12 protein-coding genes are annotated in these 13,436 nt (G+C 44.1%); 7 read left to right on the forward strand and 5 right to left on the reverse strand.

The annotated features are described in order from the left end of the window. Window positions 1-84 precede the first annotated feature (84 nt). Genes hppD through maiA form a run of 4 tightly spaced genes read left to right on the forward strand, consistent with a single transcriptional unit; the run spans window position 85 to window position 3,953 of the window. On the forward strand, window positions 85-1,158 hold the full coding sequence (gene hppD, locus AC4MRV_RS15695; RefSeq protein WP_491188267.1) for a 4-hydroxyphenylpyruvate dioxygenase: 1,074 nt from the start codon (window positions 85-87) through the stop codon (window positions 1,156-1,158). Beyond that, window positions 1,151-2,278 carry a homogentisate 1,2-dioxygenase gene (locus AC4MRV_RS15700; RefSeq protein ID WP_491188268.1) on the forward strand — a complete coding sequence of 376 codons (1,128 nt, stop codon included), beginning with the start codon at window positions 1,151-1,153 and terminating at the stop codon, window positions 2,276-2,278. Before hppD ends, AC4MRV_RS15700 begins: the two co-directional genes overlap by 8 nt. Before the next feature lie 17 nt (window positions 2,279-2,295). After that, a complete protein-coding gene (locus AC4MRV_RS15705; protein WP_491188269.1) occupies window positions 2,296-3,306 on the forward strand; it encodes a fumarylacetoacetate hydrolase family protein in 1,011 nt (336 codons plus the stop codon). After that, the gene (maiA, locus tag AC4MRV_RS15710; RefSeq protein ID WP_491188270.1) at window positions 3,306-3,953 is read left to right on the forward strand and encodes a maleylacetoacetate isomerase; all 648 of its coding nucleotides are present in this window, start codon (window positions 3,306-3,308) and stop codon (window positions 3,951-3,953) included. Before AC4MRV_RS15705 ends, maiA begins: the two co-directional genes overlap by 1 nt. A gap of 80 nt (window positions 3,954-4,033) precedes the next feature. Here maiA and AC4MRV_RS15715 read toward each other — a convergent pair whose 3' ends face one another. The 5 genes from AC4MRV_RS15715 to AC4MRV_RS15735 form a co-directional block, all read right to left on the reverse strand. Further along, window positions 4,034-4,216, reverse strand: coding sequence for a hypothetical protein (locus tag AC4MRV_RS15715; RefSeq protein ID WP_491188271.1), 183 nt, complete (start codon window positions 4,214-4,216; stop codon window positions 4,034-4,036). 169 nt (window positions 4,217-4,385) lie between these two features. Further along, a complete protein-coding gene (locus tag AC4MRV_RS15720; RefSeq protein WP_491188272.1) occupies window positions 4,386-5,420 on the reverse strand; it encodes a tetratricopeptide repeat protein in 1,035 nt (344 codons plus the stop codon). Window positions 5,421-5,534: 114 nt separating this feature from the next. Continuing rightward, window positions 5,535-6,203, reverse strand: a complete 669-nt coding sequence (locus AC4MRV_RS15725) for a YiaD family glycine zipper/OmpA-like lipoprotein (protein ID WP_491188273.1) — start codon at window positions 6,201-6,203, stop codon at window positions 5,535-5,537. 130 nt (window positions 6,204-6,333) lie between these two features. Next, on the reverse strand, window positions 6,334-7,017 hold the full coding sequence (locus AC4MRV_RS15730) for a DUF2786 domain-containing protein (protein ID WP_491188274.1): 684 nt from the start codon (window positions 7,015-7,017) through the stop codon (window positions 6,334-6,336). 182 nt (window positions 7,018-7,199) lie between these two features. Beyond that, window positions 7,200-7,880, reverse strand: a complete 681-nt coding sequence (locus AC4MRV_RS15735) for a DUF3334 family protein (RefSeq protein ID WP_491188275.1) — start codon at window positions 7,878-7,880, stop codon at window positions 7,200-7,202. A gap of 201 nt (window positions 7,881-8,081) precedes the next feature. Between AC4MRV_RS15735 and ydiJ the strand changes: the two genes are divergently transcribed. From ydiJ to AC4MRV_RS15750, 3 genes are all read left to right on the forward strand, one after another. Beyond that, window positions 8,082-11,114 carry a D-2-hydroxyglutarate dehydrogenase YdiJ gene (ydiJ, locus tag AC4MRV_RS15740; protein WP_491188276.1) on the forward strand — a complete coding sequence of 1,011 codons (3,033 nt, stop codon included), beginning with the start codon at window positions 8,082-8,084 and terminating at the stop codon, window positions 11,112-11,114. A 64-nt stretch (window positions 11,115-11,178) separates the two neighbouring features. Beyond that, window positions 11,179-11,640 carry a methyltransferase family protein gene (locus tag AC4MRV_RS15745; RefSeq protein ID WP_491188277.1) on the forward strand — a complete coding sequence of 154 codons (462 nt, stop codon included), beginning with the start codon at window positions 11,179-11,181 and terminating at the stop codon, window positions 11,638-11,640. A gap of 114 nt (window positions 11,641-11,754) precedes the next feature. After that, entirely contained in the window at window positions 11,755-13,368 is a 1,614-nt protein-coding gene (locus AC4MRV_RS15750; RefSeq protein ID WP_491188278.1) for a S1 family peptidase, read from the forward strand. Window positions 13,369-13,436 lie beyond the last annotated feature (68 nt).

The raw sequence follows: 13,436 nt of genomic DNA on the forward strand, positions 1-13,436 counted from the left end.
CATCTGAGTCCGTGAGGTTCCTTTTGCCACTGTTTTCAGCAAATCTAACTATATACACGCTGAAACATGAAAGAGGGAATAAGAATGAACCAAGCGTTTAATCCACTAGGTACAGACGGATTCGAGTTTGTTGAATATACAGCGGCAGATGAAAAAGGAATACAAGACTTAAAGGCACTATTTAGCTCACTAGGTTTTGCTGAAGTTGCAAAGCATCGTTCTAAAGATGCGTGGCTGTATCGTCAGGGTGACATCAATTTCATTGTTAATGCTCAGCCTCATAGCCAAGCAGAAGCGTTTGCTAAAGTGCATGGCCCTTCTGTTTGTGGAATGGCATTTCGAGTTAAAGATGCTGCCGTTGCTATGGCACATGCGATTGAAAATGGTGGTGAAGAGTTCAAAACTGAAATTGGTCCAATGGAGTTGAGCATTCCAGCCATTTATGGCATCGGTGAAAGCTTACTCTATTTTGTTGATCGCTACGGTAAACAGAGTATCTACGATGTGGACTTTGTTTTTTACCCCGATGCTCATGAACGTTTAGCGAAAATGGACGTCGGCATGTATGAAATCGACCACCTTACGCACAATGTTAAGCAGGGCAATATGGATGTTTGGTCTGGCTTCTATGAGCGAATTGGCAACTTCCGTGAGATTCGCTACTTCGATATTGAAGGTAAGCTGACTGGCCTAGTCAGCCGAGCAATGACCGCACCTTGTGGCAAAATCCGTATCCCAATCAATGAGTCATCTGATGATAAATCACAAATTGAAGAGTTCATCCGTGAGTATAACGGAGAAGGTATTCAGCACATCGCCCTAACAACAGATGACATCTACCAAACCGTTCAAACACTGCGTGATCGCGGTATGGACTTTATGCCGACGCCTGGCACTTACTATGAGAAAGTTGACTCGCGTGTTGAAGGTCATTCAGAAGATGTTACCCGTCTGCGAGATTTAGAGATCTTAATTGACGGCGCACCAATGAAAGATGGCATATTGCTGCAGATTTTCACTCAAACGGTAATTGGTCCAGTGTTCTTTGAAATCATCCAACGCAAAGGAAATGAGGGCTTTGGTGAAGGTAACTTTAAAGCGCTGTTTGAATCGATTGAAGAAGACCAGATTCGTCGAGGAGTGTTAAACGATGCATAAATGGATCACATTCCCTCATCGGGAGGGAGTGTGCTCTAAACAAGCACATGCGGATTTCCCGGAAGAGGCAATTTACGAAAGAGAAGCGGGGCGTAGTGGCTTTTTTGGCCCGGCCGCCCACTTCCATCATCAACATGCACCGACGGGTTGGAGCGAGTGGGAAGGTGAGTTACGCCCTCGCGCTTTTAACTTCAACCTTGTTGATAAAGCAAGCCAGTTGTCCCCTTGGGCTGTCCCTCACTTGTTGCATAACGCTGACTGTAAGATTCGGGTTTGGCGTATGGATGAAAAGATGGAGTTTTTAGTTCGCAATGCGGACGGCGATGAGCTCTTGTTTATCCATCAAGGCAAGGCTGATTTCTATAGTGATTATGGCCACTTAGAAGTGAGTGAAGGGGATTATGTTGTTATCCCTAGGTCAACCAATTGGCGACTTGAGCCGGCTGAACCGATGTTCATTCTAATGGTTGAAAACACCGATGCCGCCTACACGTTACCGGATAAAGGCATGGTTGGTAATCATGCGGTGTTTGATCCTGCAGTGTTGGAAGTGCCGTCAATTAATGACAAGTTTAAGGCGCAGTATTCCGAGCAATCAACTCAGGTGCACGTAAAGCGTCATGAAAAAGTGAGCACAGTGACTTACCCATTTAACCCACTGGATGCCATTGGTTGGCATGGTGATTTGTCTGTGGTTAAAGTCAACTGGCGTGACATCAGACCATTGATGTCTCATCGTTATCACCTGCCACCTTCAGCGCACACAACCTTTGTGGGCGCGGGCTTTGTAATATGTACCTTTGTTCCAAGGCCAATTGAAAGTGATCCCGGTGCACTCAAAGTTCCGTTTTATCACAACAATGATGACTATGATGAGGTGCTTTTCTACCACGCTGGCGACTTTTTCAGCCGAGATAACATTGAAGCGGGTATGGTGACATTTCACCCTGCGGGCTTTACGCATGGGCCTCATCCTAAAGCCTTTCAAGCTGGGCAAGAATACAAGAAGAAGTTTACCGATGAAGTCGCCGTAATGATCGATACGCGCCACGCATTGTCATTTGGTGAAGAAGCCACAGCCGTTGAAAATCACGAATACGTTTACAGTTGGAAAGTATAAGAATTAAGGGATCAAGTATGAAGTTAGCAACCCTAAAGAACGGTCGCCGAGATGGTCTGCTGGTGGTCGTGAACAAATCACTAACCAAATGCGTTGCTGTGTCTGAAATTGCTGAGACACTGCAACAGGCATTGGATGATTGGGACCGAGTCGAGCCCCAACTGCATGAGGTTTATGTGGCTTTGAATGGAGGAGAGTTGGTTCAAGAGCTGCCATTTGATCAAAGCCAGTGTGAATCGCCTTTACCAAGAGCCTATCAATGGGCAGATGGCAGCGCTTATGTCAATCACGTCGAGTTAGTACGTAAAGCGCGTGGTGCGGAAATGCCACCAAGCTTTTGGACAGATCCTCTTATGTATCAAGGCGGTTCTGATGCTTTTATTGGCCCGAGAGATGATATCCCTGTAATCAGTGAAGAATGGGGAATCGATTTTGAGGGAGAAGTCGCGGTGATTACGGGTGATGTACCAATGGGGGCAACATCAGAACAAGCAGCATCAAGCATTCGATTATTGATGCTAGTTAATGATGTATCACTTCGTGGTCTGATTCCTAATGAGCTCGGAAAAGGATTTGGATTCTTTCAATCAAAGCCGTCGTCGGTATTTTCTCCAGTTGCGGTAACTCCTGATGAGTTAGGTGATGACTGGGACGGAGGTAAAGTAAATTTACCTTTGCTTTCATACTACAACCATGAGCTATTTGGCTCACCAAATGCTGGTGTAGACATGACATTCGAGTTTCCTCAGTTAGTGGCACATGCTGCTAAAACCCGCCCACTAGCCGCTGGTGCAATCATTGGTTCGGGCACAGTGTCTAACAAACAGGGTACAGAGCATGGTACTTCAATCTCTGAAGGTGGAGTGGGTTATTCATGCATTGCTGAAGTGAGAATGATCGAGACAATCCGCGACGGTAAACCATCGACAAGCTTTATGCGCTTTGGTGATCACATCAAAATGGAAATGCTAGATAAGGGGGGTATTTCCATCTTCGGTTCGATCGATCAGCATGTGGTGAAGTACTAATGCCCAACATTACGCTATATGGATATTGGCGTTCATCAGCGGCGTATCGAGTCAGGATTGCGCTAAATCTAAAGCAGTTGTCGTATGAACAAAAGTCGGTACATCTAGTGAAAAATGGCGGAGAGCAACACTCCGCCAAGTTTCAAGCACTAAACCCAAGTGAATTGGTGCCTGTACTTGTTGATGATGATGTGCGGCTTAATCAGTCATTAAGTATTATTGATTACCTTGATGAGCAATATCCAGAAATGTTACTCACACCCTTGGATATAGATAAACGCTATCTTGTTAAATCCATGGCTCAAGATATTGCAATTGATATCCATCCTTTGAACAACTTGCGTGTGCTGCAGTACCTCTCAAAAGAGTTTGATATTCAAGAGTCAGAGAAGTCTACTTGGTATAGGCATTGGATCGAAATTGGCTTTGCTAGTTTAGAGAAGAAGCTAGTTGAAACGAGCGGTCGCTACTGCGTTGGTGATGAAGTCAGTTTGGTCGATGTTTGTTTGGTTCCGCAAGTTTACAATGCTGAGCGATTTAACATCGATATTAGTGTTTACCCTAACATCGCTAGAGTGACAACGTCACTCAGAGGGCTCAAAGCATTTCATGATGCCGCGCCTGAAAATCAACCTGACGCTGAATGATTTCTTTCTAAGTGCTCTACCTAAACAAAGCAAAAGGCCACCTATCTGGTGGCCTATTCATCCCTGGAGAAGTCTAATGCTTAGCGCATCGCTTGCTGTTTTTCACGCTGCGCAAGTTCAGCGATATTGAATTGACGGACATCCAATGTCGCCAGGTCATTACACTCTTTGCATGAGTGGTGGCGTAAACCGTCAATATATTCGTGCGAAGTTAGTAGGCTTGGTTTCTTACACCAATCGCAGATGCCTTCGATAGTAAACATAGTGTTCTCCCCACCTTTATTCTTAGGTGTTATTATCGCGGCGTATTATTACATGACGACCTTAACTACGTTAACTATTTGTTATTGGTAATGGGAGGGTGATCGATTGCGCAAGTCCGGATTTACTAGTGTGTCGAATTGTTGCTATATAATTTGAAGTTAATTGTAACTACTTGTTAACATGGTTTAGGATGAGTTTGAGAGCCGCATTTAAGCGTTTCATATCCTCTTCACTCCCTTTCAAATCTGGGTGGTACACCTTACACAATTGCTTATAGCGAATCTTAATTTGCTTTGTCTCTGGGATGGCATTTGGTTTGAACCCAAACAATGCACAAGCGAGAGATAGCTTGTTATCTGAGCTAGTTGGAGATGATTTAGTGGCAGGTTTCTGTATCGTAGCTTGCTGCTTTTTAAATTGTCGATAAAGTGTTTCCAGCTGGCGCTTTTGAGTTTTGATAGTCGCTTCGTATTGCTTTAATTTGCTTTCCAGTTGGCGTTGCTCCTGCTTGCTTTCAGATAGGGAGCTTTGAGAGTTTAAATTGAGCTTGTTTTTCGCTCTTAGGTGCCAAAACACCAATGCGATCAGAGAAATGCCTAACACGATAGACAGATAGATAAAGCCGTCGCCGCTTCCTGCGTTGTGTGATTTGGATTTCGCCACTGGGCTAAGCTCAATACTAGATTCGTCGAATGCTACTTCAAGCTGATCAATCGAAGAAACTTGTTTGGCACGTTGCGCGTTAAACTGTTTCTCTAGCACTTTAGCGTAGGCTTCTTCAGCATCTGGTACGTGTTCGGAGGCCACTTGATACCATATTTCAGCAAGCTCGAGGTTAGAAGGCTGTTGCCCCAGTCCTTCATATAACTTTCCCAAGTTATATTGCGCTTGATAATTTTCTGTAACGGCTAATTGAGTGAGCCAATAGATCGCTTTGTTCACTTGCGGCTTTTTGTTTTGGCTAGATAAATACACTTGAGCGAGTTGCGAAGCAGCAAGTTGGCTTCCTGCTAAGGCGGCTTGCTCTAACCAATAAATGCCGTCTTCCAGAGAGGCTTCCACACCATCACCAGATAGGTATTTCTGTCCAAGTTGGATTTGCGCATCGACTTCTTGATTTTGAGCTTGCTGGGTCAATTCTTCAATGGAAGCGGCAAAGCTCAAAGGGCAAATCAATAACAGAAATAAAGCAATTAGTTTCAAGGTATTCCCTTACAGCGAATCTGTGGTTAGTTGTATAGTTTAAATCATTTACTGGACAAATAAAAAAGTGGCTTCCGAAGAAGCCACTTGAAAAGGGTTAAAGCCAACTTGCCGTTATTTTAGCGGCAGAATCTGGATTTCTACGCGACGGTTACACGCACGACCTTCAGTAGTACTGTTTGTGCACAGTGGGTAACGCTCACCATTACCACGAGCTACAGCACGTCCAGCAGCTACACCTTGAGATACTAAGTAAGATCGAACCGATTCAGCACGACGCTCTGAAAGAATTTGGTTCGTTGTATCACTGCCAGTACTGTCAGTATGGCCATCAATCACTAGGCTAGTATCTGGATACTCAACCAAAATACGAGCGACTCCGCGTAGGGTATTATGAATGCTAGGATCAAGGTCATATGAACTAGAGTTGAAACCAATGCCGTTTTCTAGACGAAGCAGAAGCTGATTTTCGCCAACACGTTCAACCTGAACACCAGAATTTAGCAGTTCTTGACGCAGAGCTGCTTCTTGTTGGTCAAAGTAGTAACCAACGCCACCACCAACAGCGGCACCACCTGCAGCACCAATTAGAGCACGCTTACGACGATCTTTTGCATCATCGCCGGTCGCTACACCAATAGCCGCGCCTGCGATCGCGCCAATGATTGCGCCAGAAGTGGCTGAATTCGTTTCTGATTCACCAGTGGTTGCATTTTGGCGTTGAGTTGCCTGACAACCAGAAAGAGCGATAGCGACAGCAAGGGCAAGTGTAATTTTTTTCACAATAAACATCTCCGTGTATCCAGACTAATTCTCTGGAGTATTTTGTTGGCGAGGAATAAACCTTATAGACGCCTGTATGTCAATAGTGAACAGTGTATTTTACCAAACCTTAACGCAGTCTGAACAAATCTTAACGAAGCATTTTCGGTGCCTGAGCACCGTCAATTGGGCGGTTTACAGAGACCGTTCGACCTTTCTTTAGACCAACTTCATAATCTTCAGTTAAGTTCTTCATCGCCTCTCTAAGCTGCTGCTTAAAGGTTTCACGATCAATGTTTTGGAACTCTTTGTCGATATAGTCATCGATCTTTTTCGCTGACTCTTCATCAGGGCTAATTATAGGTAGCTTCTCTAGCGCACCTTCGACCCATCCGGATAAGAATGAATTTACTCGGCGTGTCACTTCACCTGATGGAGTCCCTGTGCCAGCAAAACTGTTGCGGAAGCGACCGGTTTGCTCGTTCATCTCTCGATAAATAATATCAAAAGCAAATGCAGCGAAAATTGCACGATCCGCTTCGCCAATAAACTCTGCACGTTTCAGCCCTTTATGGTTAAGAAGTACAGCTTCAACTCCGAACTTAGTATTAATGCCGCGGATTATGCGAAGTAGGTTAGATCCAATGTTGGCAGGTAATAGGTGTGTCGATTGGGTTTTGCCCATTTTAATGAACTCGATATCGTCTTTATCGAGGCCATACTTAAGCATCAAGCTATGAGCCATCTTAATTGCGTTGGCGGCTTCATTAACGTTCGCTGAGTTACCTAATTCAAGACACTTAGCGATTTTCTTTAGGGCTTTCTGTTTATTCATCGACAACTAAGAGGTACCTAATTTTGCAAAGTCGGCTATTTTAACGCGTTCTGCAGAAAAACGGAAATTTCCGTGATTATAGGTGTCGGTCAATGGGCTTACTATTGGGAGTGATCAAACGTTGAAAAGCGCCACCTTGGGATTGGAAGGTGGCGTTATTGGAAGTGATACTGGTGAAAGGATTAGATACCTAATTCATCGAGTAAGTCATCAGCTGCTGATACTTTTTCTGTTTCAGGCTGCGATTTTGGCGTCATATCCTGGCGCGCTTTCTCAAGGATTGTATCTGGACATTCGTCTTCAACAGTCTCAAATTCCTCAAGTTGAATGAACTCCGTTTTATCCATTGCAAGTTCTAGGTAGAAGATATTGCCTTTTTCAGTCGAGAAAGTGACGCGTCTTGCTTGCGGACGATCTAGATTGGTATCGACTGATAGGATCACTTGCTTGTTAAGCGTTAGCATCTTAGGTTGGTTTTGCGTGATGTGCGTTTGCAGATCTTTACGAACTTGGTTTGTGAAATCACCAACTAATTGGTTCATCAGTTCACCCAGTACATCTGCAACTTCATCAGAAGTATGCAACACAGCAAGCTCGTCTTCTGGCATGCCCATATTGCGCATGTAATTTGTATAAACCTCCAGCGCCGCTTTCGCTGTGAAGTTGATAACGACTAACCCTGAGAAACCGCCATCAAATAGCACGAAACAACCAAAATCAGGTTTTAAGCTCGTCTTAGTTATCTTCTGCACCATTGCGGAGTAGGTGACAGGAGAGCTAGTAGCTGAAGTCAGTACGCCAGAGACGGATTGGCAAAGTTTTAAAAGAATATCTTCTGTTGTGATAATTTTATTTTTCTTCATTGATGATTCGCTCATAAAGGCACTTTAAATCAAGTCCATGATTTCTAAGTGTGGAAAAGAAATGCGATAAGTTCCAATTTGACACTGCATTTATGTTTTGATCACCCTTTTAAATGTTGTAAAGTGACGTAACTCAAATATTATAACTTTATATATCGAACCCAATGCTGATTGGATCAGCGTAGTAGGGGCAGGAAGCAAATGTTACCAAGATTACACTCCCATTCTGATGTGGATCCCGTTGTCATCAGTTTTCTGGAAAAGCTACACCAAGCAGGCTTTACAGGAGACATTGAAAGTCAATACTCAAGTCGTTTGGCCGTTGCCACCGACAATAGTGTTTATCAGCAATTACCTCAAGCCGTTGTCCACCCTAAAAGCACGCAAGATGTTGCTCTCATAGGTAAGCTTAGTACGAATCCTGATTTTGAGCGGATTACCTTTTCGCCACGAGGCGGCGGCACAGGAACCAACGGGCAATCGCTAACTAAAGGTATTGTTGTCGACCTATCTCGTCATATGAATAAGGTTCTAGAAATCAATGAAGAGGAAGGTTGGGTCCGAGTTCAAACTGGTGTGGTGAAAGATCAACTAAATGATGCCGTCCGACCTTATGGCTTCTTTTTCTCTCCGGATCTTTCGACCAGTAACCGAGCAACTCTTGGTGGCATGATTAATACCGATGCATCGGGTCAAGGCTCTCTTAAGTACGGAAAGACGTCTGATCATGTTATTTCTTTGCAAGCGGTGTTTGCCGATGGTTCGATTTTAGAGTCTGACCTATCGCATGGATTACCTGAAGAAGGGGAATTTGCTCACCAAGCCCTGCAAGTGACTGAGCAAGTTTGTCGTGAAAAAAGAGAGCAAATTAACGCTAAGTTTCCTCCTCTAAACCGCTTCTTAACGGGTTACGATTTAAAAAATGCACTTGATGATGAATCTGGTGTGTTCAACTTTACGCGCGTATTGTGCGGTGCAGAAGGCTCGCTGGCTTTTATCACGGAAGCGAAACTCAACTTAACACCGATACCTAAAGCCCGAACTTTAGTGAACGTAAAGTATGATTCGTTTGACTCAGCTTTGCGTAATGCGCCATTTATGGTGGAAGCGAATGCTTTATCTGTAGAAACGGTCGACTCCCGTGTACTCAATTTAGCCAAGCAAGATATTGTGTGGCACACAGTAAGCGATCTATTAACCGATGTACCTGGTAAAGATATGCAGGGCATCAACATGGTGGAGTTTGCTGGTCAAGATGTCGCCGAAGTAGAGGCTCAAGTTACGTCACTAACTGCTCGAATTGATCAAATGCTAGCAGATGGCGAAGCAGGAATTATTGGCTACCAAGTTTGTGATGATGTGCCAAGCATCGGTCGTATTTACAACATGCGAAAGAAGGCCGTCGGTTTGTTAGGGGCTGCTAAAGGTCGTGCTAAACCTGTGGCGTTTGCAGAGGATACGTGTGTCCCGCCAGAAAATCTTGCAGACTTCATTGCTGAGTTTCGTGTATTGCTTGATGCCAAAGAGCTTAACTACGGTATGTTTGGTCACGTCGATGCTGGTGTCCTTCATGTAAGGCCTGCATTGGATCTTTGCGATCCAAAGCAAGAAGCTTTAATGCACGAAATCTCTGATGAAGTAGTTAAGCTAGTTGCTAAATATGGCGGTTTAATGTGGGGCGAACATGGTAAAGGCTTCCGCTCTGAATATGGTCCTGAGTTCTTCGGTGAAGAGCTGTTTACTGAGCTAAGACGAGTTAAAGCAGCGTTCGATCCTCACAACAAGATGAACCCAGGTAAAATCTGTACGCCGCTCGATAGCAATGCTGAATTGGTGAAAGTAACGGACACTAAACGCGGCTTTTATGATCGCCAAATCGATGTCCAAGTACGCGATAGCTTTAAGCAAGCGATGGAGTGTAACGGTAACGGCTTGTGTTTTAACTACGATACTGCTTCGCCAATGTGTCCTTCGATGAAAGTGACCGCCGACCGACGCCATTCACCGAAAGGGCGTGCTGGCTTGGTGAGAGAGTGGTTACGTCAGTTGACCGAACAAGGCATTGATATTCTGGACTTGGAAAAACAGACACTAGAAGATACAACGCCGATTAAGACCATGTTAGATCGCGTGCGAAACAGTTTTAACAAACGTCATGAATATGACTTCTCGCATGAAGTACATGAGGCAATGAATGGCTGTTTGGCGTGTAAGGCTTGTGCCAGTCAGTGCCCGATCAAAGTCGATGTGCCAAGTTTCCGGTCGCGCTTTCTTAATATTTACTACTCTCGCTATCAGCGACCAGCGAAAGATTACTTAGTTGCGAATATTGAGACTATGCTACCTCTTATGGCTAAAGCGCCTCAGGTGGTTAACGGTGCGCTTAAACAGAAATGGGTACAAGACCTAACGGCGTCAACGGTCGGGTATGTAGATGCACCTTTGATGTCAATCCCGACATTAGAAAGTCGCCTGAAAAATCTAAAACCTTTTGATTTGCAGGGTTTGGCAGCAATGTCAAAAGAAGACAAAGCCAATCATGTTGTGATTGTACAAGATCCGTTTACGAGCTTCTACGATGCAGAAGTTGTCGAAGATTTCGCGCATTTGGTCTCAAAACTAGGTAAAACGCCAATATTGCTGCCGTTTAAACCAAACGGCAAAGCTCAGCATGTAAAAGGGTTCTTGAAACGCTTTGCTAAGAATGCTGAAAACACGGCTGCTTTCTTGCAGCAAGTCGCTGATATAGACATTCCACTGGTGGGAGTGGATCCTGCCTTGGTGCTTTGTTATCGAGATGAGTACGCAGAAGTACTGGAAGATAAGCGTGGTGACTTTAATGTTCTGACTGCGCACGAGTGGTTAGAACCTAGGTTGGAGCAATTCAGCACTATGGAGTCAAACAATAATGAACCTTGGTATCTGCTAGCCCATTGTACCGAAAAGACCAAAATGCCTAACGCAGAAAAAGAGTGGGGCACCATATTTAAACATTTCGGTGCAGTGTTAAACACAGTCCCCGTCGGTTGTTGTGGAATGGCCGGAACGTTTGGCCATGAAGTGGATAAGCTGCAGATGTCCAAAGACATATATGGGCTGAGTTGGAAGCCAAATCTAGATCAACTGCCCAAAGAACGTTGCTTAATTACGGGCTACTCATGCCGGAGCCAAGTAAAACGTTTTGAAGGTGTTAAGGTTAAGCACCCGGTGCAAGCACTACTAGAAATCATGTAGCCATAAATAGCCCAGTAATTGTTACTGGGCTATTTTTATGAATATAGGTTAAAGAAAAAATATTATGGATAAGCTTGAAAGAAAAATTCCGCCCGTCGCTGTATTTATAGTTTTATTGGTGGTGATTAATAAAGTGGCTCATACGTTTCACGAGTTCACTTTTTCATTGCCACTGAATAGTACGGTATTTACGTTATCTTTTTTGGTCGCTGGTTTCATTGGGTTGGCAGGGGTTTACGAGTTTCGTCGAGCAAAAACAACGGTAAATCCGGTAAAAGTTGATCAAGCATCTAGTGTTGTAGATACAGGTATATTTGCTTACACACGCAACCCTATGTATTTAGGGCTCTTCTTGCTTCTATTCGGTTTTTCCTATTGGCAACAGAACTTATTGGCAATTGCCTGTTCATTTCTGTTTGTGTTCTATATGAATCGTTTCCAAATTAAGCCAGAAGAAAGAGCGTTGGAAACTTTATTTGGCGCACAGTATTTGGACTATAAACAAAAAGTACGTCGTTGGATTTAAGCGCGTCGCAAAATTACGTTCTGTAATATTTTAATACGCTTACTTCTATTTAGTGAGTAATTAAGAACTCGTATCATCAAATCAATGTATATGATGTAAAAGGATATATTGTTCATGATACGTTTCATTTCGACCGGGACATTAGGGGTTGCGGCCCTCTTAACTTTCCCTATACAAGCTCAAAGTTTATCCACCAGAATTATTGATGGCCAAGTAGCGACTCACTCTGATTGGCCATATATGACAGCACTTGTGTCTAAGGGGCAAGCTGCGACCGAAGGGCAGTTTTGTGGTGGTAGTTATATCGGTGATCGATATATTTTGACGGCTGGCCATTGTATAGAAGGAATATCAGCAGAAGATCTTGATGTTGTGGTTGGCATCAACGACCTACGTAACGAGGGAACAGAAGGCGTACGCCTGAGCGTAAGTAAGATCTATCTGCATCACGAATATACAACAAACTCATTAGAAAATGATGTTGCAATCTTAGAGCTTGCGCGCCCGTTACGTGATCACGAAGCTACACCAGTGCAGTTAGCGAACCATAACACTCGTAATGAAGCGTATGTTGGTGCTCCATTAACTGTTGCTGGCTGGGGGTCAACTACCCCTGAATATGGGAATCATACCGCGACCGATCAGTTGCTAGAAGTGACTGTGCCAATGGTAAGCCAAAGCCAATGTTCTGATGCCTTCCCTTGGGTATGGAGGAATGAAAACTCTCCTAATTTCTGCGCTGGTACTAATACTGAAGGCTACGACTCCTGTCGAGGGGACAGTGGTGGGCCACTGATTGTTGATAGTACTGGTATTCAGTTGGGTATTGTGAGCTATGGTTCAATGCGCTGTGGCGATGAGAACAGTTACGGCGTTTATAGCAATATCAGTTACCTCAAAGATTGGATTGAACAGCATAGCTCTGGGTTTAGCTACGTAAGAGAAGAGTTTGCTGGTCATCACGCTCCGGGGGCGTTATTCCATGAGTTTGTTTTCAAAAACTTCTCTAACGACGCCGTTACTTATAAAGGTATTGCGCGAAACTGGTTATCAGATGACTTTACGATGGTATCGAATTCTTGTCGTGAGGATACGCCGTTGCTATCTGGGGCTGAGTGTGTCGTTAAAGTATCGCGCAGCAATTCAAATGCATATGGTGAAGCGACTCTATCCGTAGACTTCTCTTATGAGCAAAATGGAAACAGTTACACAGTAGATTCAATCGCTCATTACGAAATCGCAGACGAGGCAAATTCTGCGTTAGCAGAAGCTCTGTCTTTAACGAGTGGAGAAACAATCTACACAAATGACCATCCTTGGCAGGTCATATCCAATGGCTTACGCTCAGCCCCTATTAATGATGATGAACGTTCTACATTAATCATCGATGGCCTCGACCCTGGCATCTATTCATTTGATGTCCGCATTTCCTCAGAGGTTGTGGACTATGTTTACTTATCTATTAATGGCGAGTTGATTGATGGTTTGGGGGGAGAACACCAATTCAATCAGCAAATCCAATTGGTGAATGAGTCAAATAGACTGAAGTTTGATTACGTAAAAGATGGCTCTATTAGCGCAGGAGAGGACGCTGTATTTATCACTAACTTCCGAAAAGGCGTTCATACTTCTTCTGGTAATACGAATACTAGCGGTGGAGGCGGCGGTGGTAGCCTAGGTTGGTTGTCACTCTTTGTTCTTCTTCCGCTACTTCGCAGACGTCAGTAAACGGGTATAGGTAAAAATTAAGCCCCTCAACGGAGGGGCTTATTCATTGTTAGATCTGTTGATTCACT

The sequence above is a fragment of the Vibrio sp. genome (assembly GCF_984391705.1).

Bases quoted from the DNA above. Each gene is read 5' to 3' on its own strand.
- hppD (WP_491188267.1), top strand. From the start codon at position 85: ATGAACCAAGCGTTTAATCCACTAGGTACAGACGGATTCGAGTTTGTT.
- AC4MRV_RS15700 (WP_491188268.1), top strand. From the start codon at position 1,151: ATGCATAAATGGATCACATTCCCTCATCGGGAGGGAGTGTGCTCTAAA.
- AC4MRV_RS15705 (WP_491188269.1), top strand. From the start codon at position 2,296: ATGAAGTTAGCAACCCTAAAGAACGGTCGCCGAGATGGTCTGCTGGTG.
- maiA (WP_491188270.1), top strand. From the start codon at position 3,306: ATGCCCAACATTACGCTATATGGATATTGGCGTTCATCAGCGGCGTAT.
- AC4MRV_RS15715 (WP_491188271.1), bottom strand. From the start codon at position 4,216: ATGTTTACTATCGAAGGCATCTGCGATTGGTGTAAGAAACCAAGCCTA.
- AC4MRV_RS15730 (WP_491188274.1), bottom strand. From the start codon at position 7,017: ATGAATAAACAGAAAGCCCTAAAGAAAATCGCTAAGTGTCTTGAATTA.
- AC4MRV_RS15735 (WP_491188275.1), bottom strand. From the start codon at position 7,880: ATGAAGAAAAATAAAATTATCACAACAGAAGATATTCTTTTAAAACTT.
- ydiJ (WP_491188276.1), top strand. From the start codon at position 8,082: ATGTTACCAAGATTACACTCCCATTCTGATGTGGATCCCGTTGTCATC.
- AC4MRV_RS15745 (WP_491188277.1), top strand. From the start codon at position 11,179: ATGGATAAGCTTGAAAGAAAAATTCCGCCCGTCGCTGTATTTATAGTT.
- AC4MRV_RS15750 (WP_491188278.1), top strand. From the start codon at position 11,755: ATGATACGTTTCATTTCGACCGGGACATTAGGGGTTGCGGCCCTCTTA.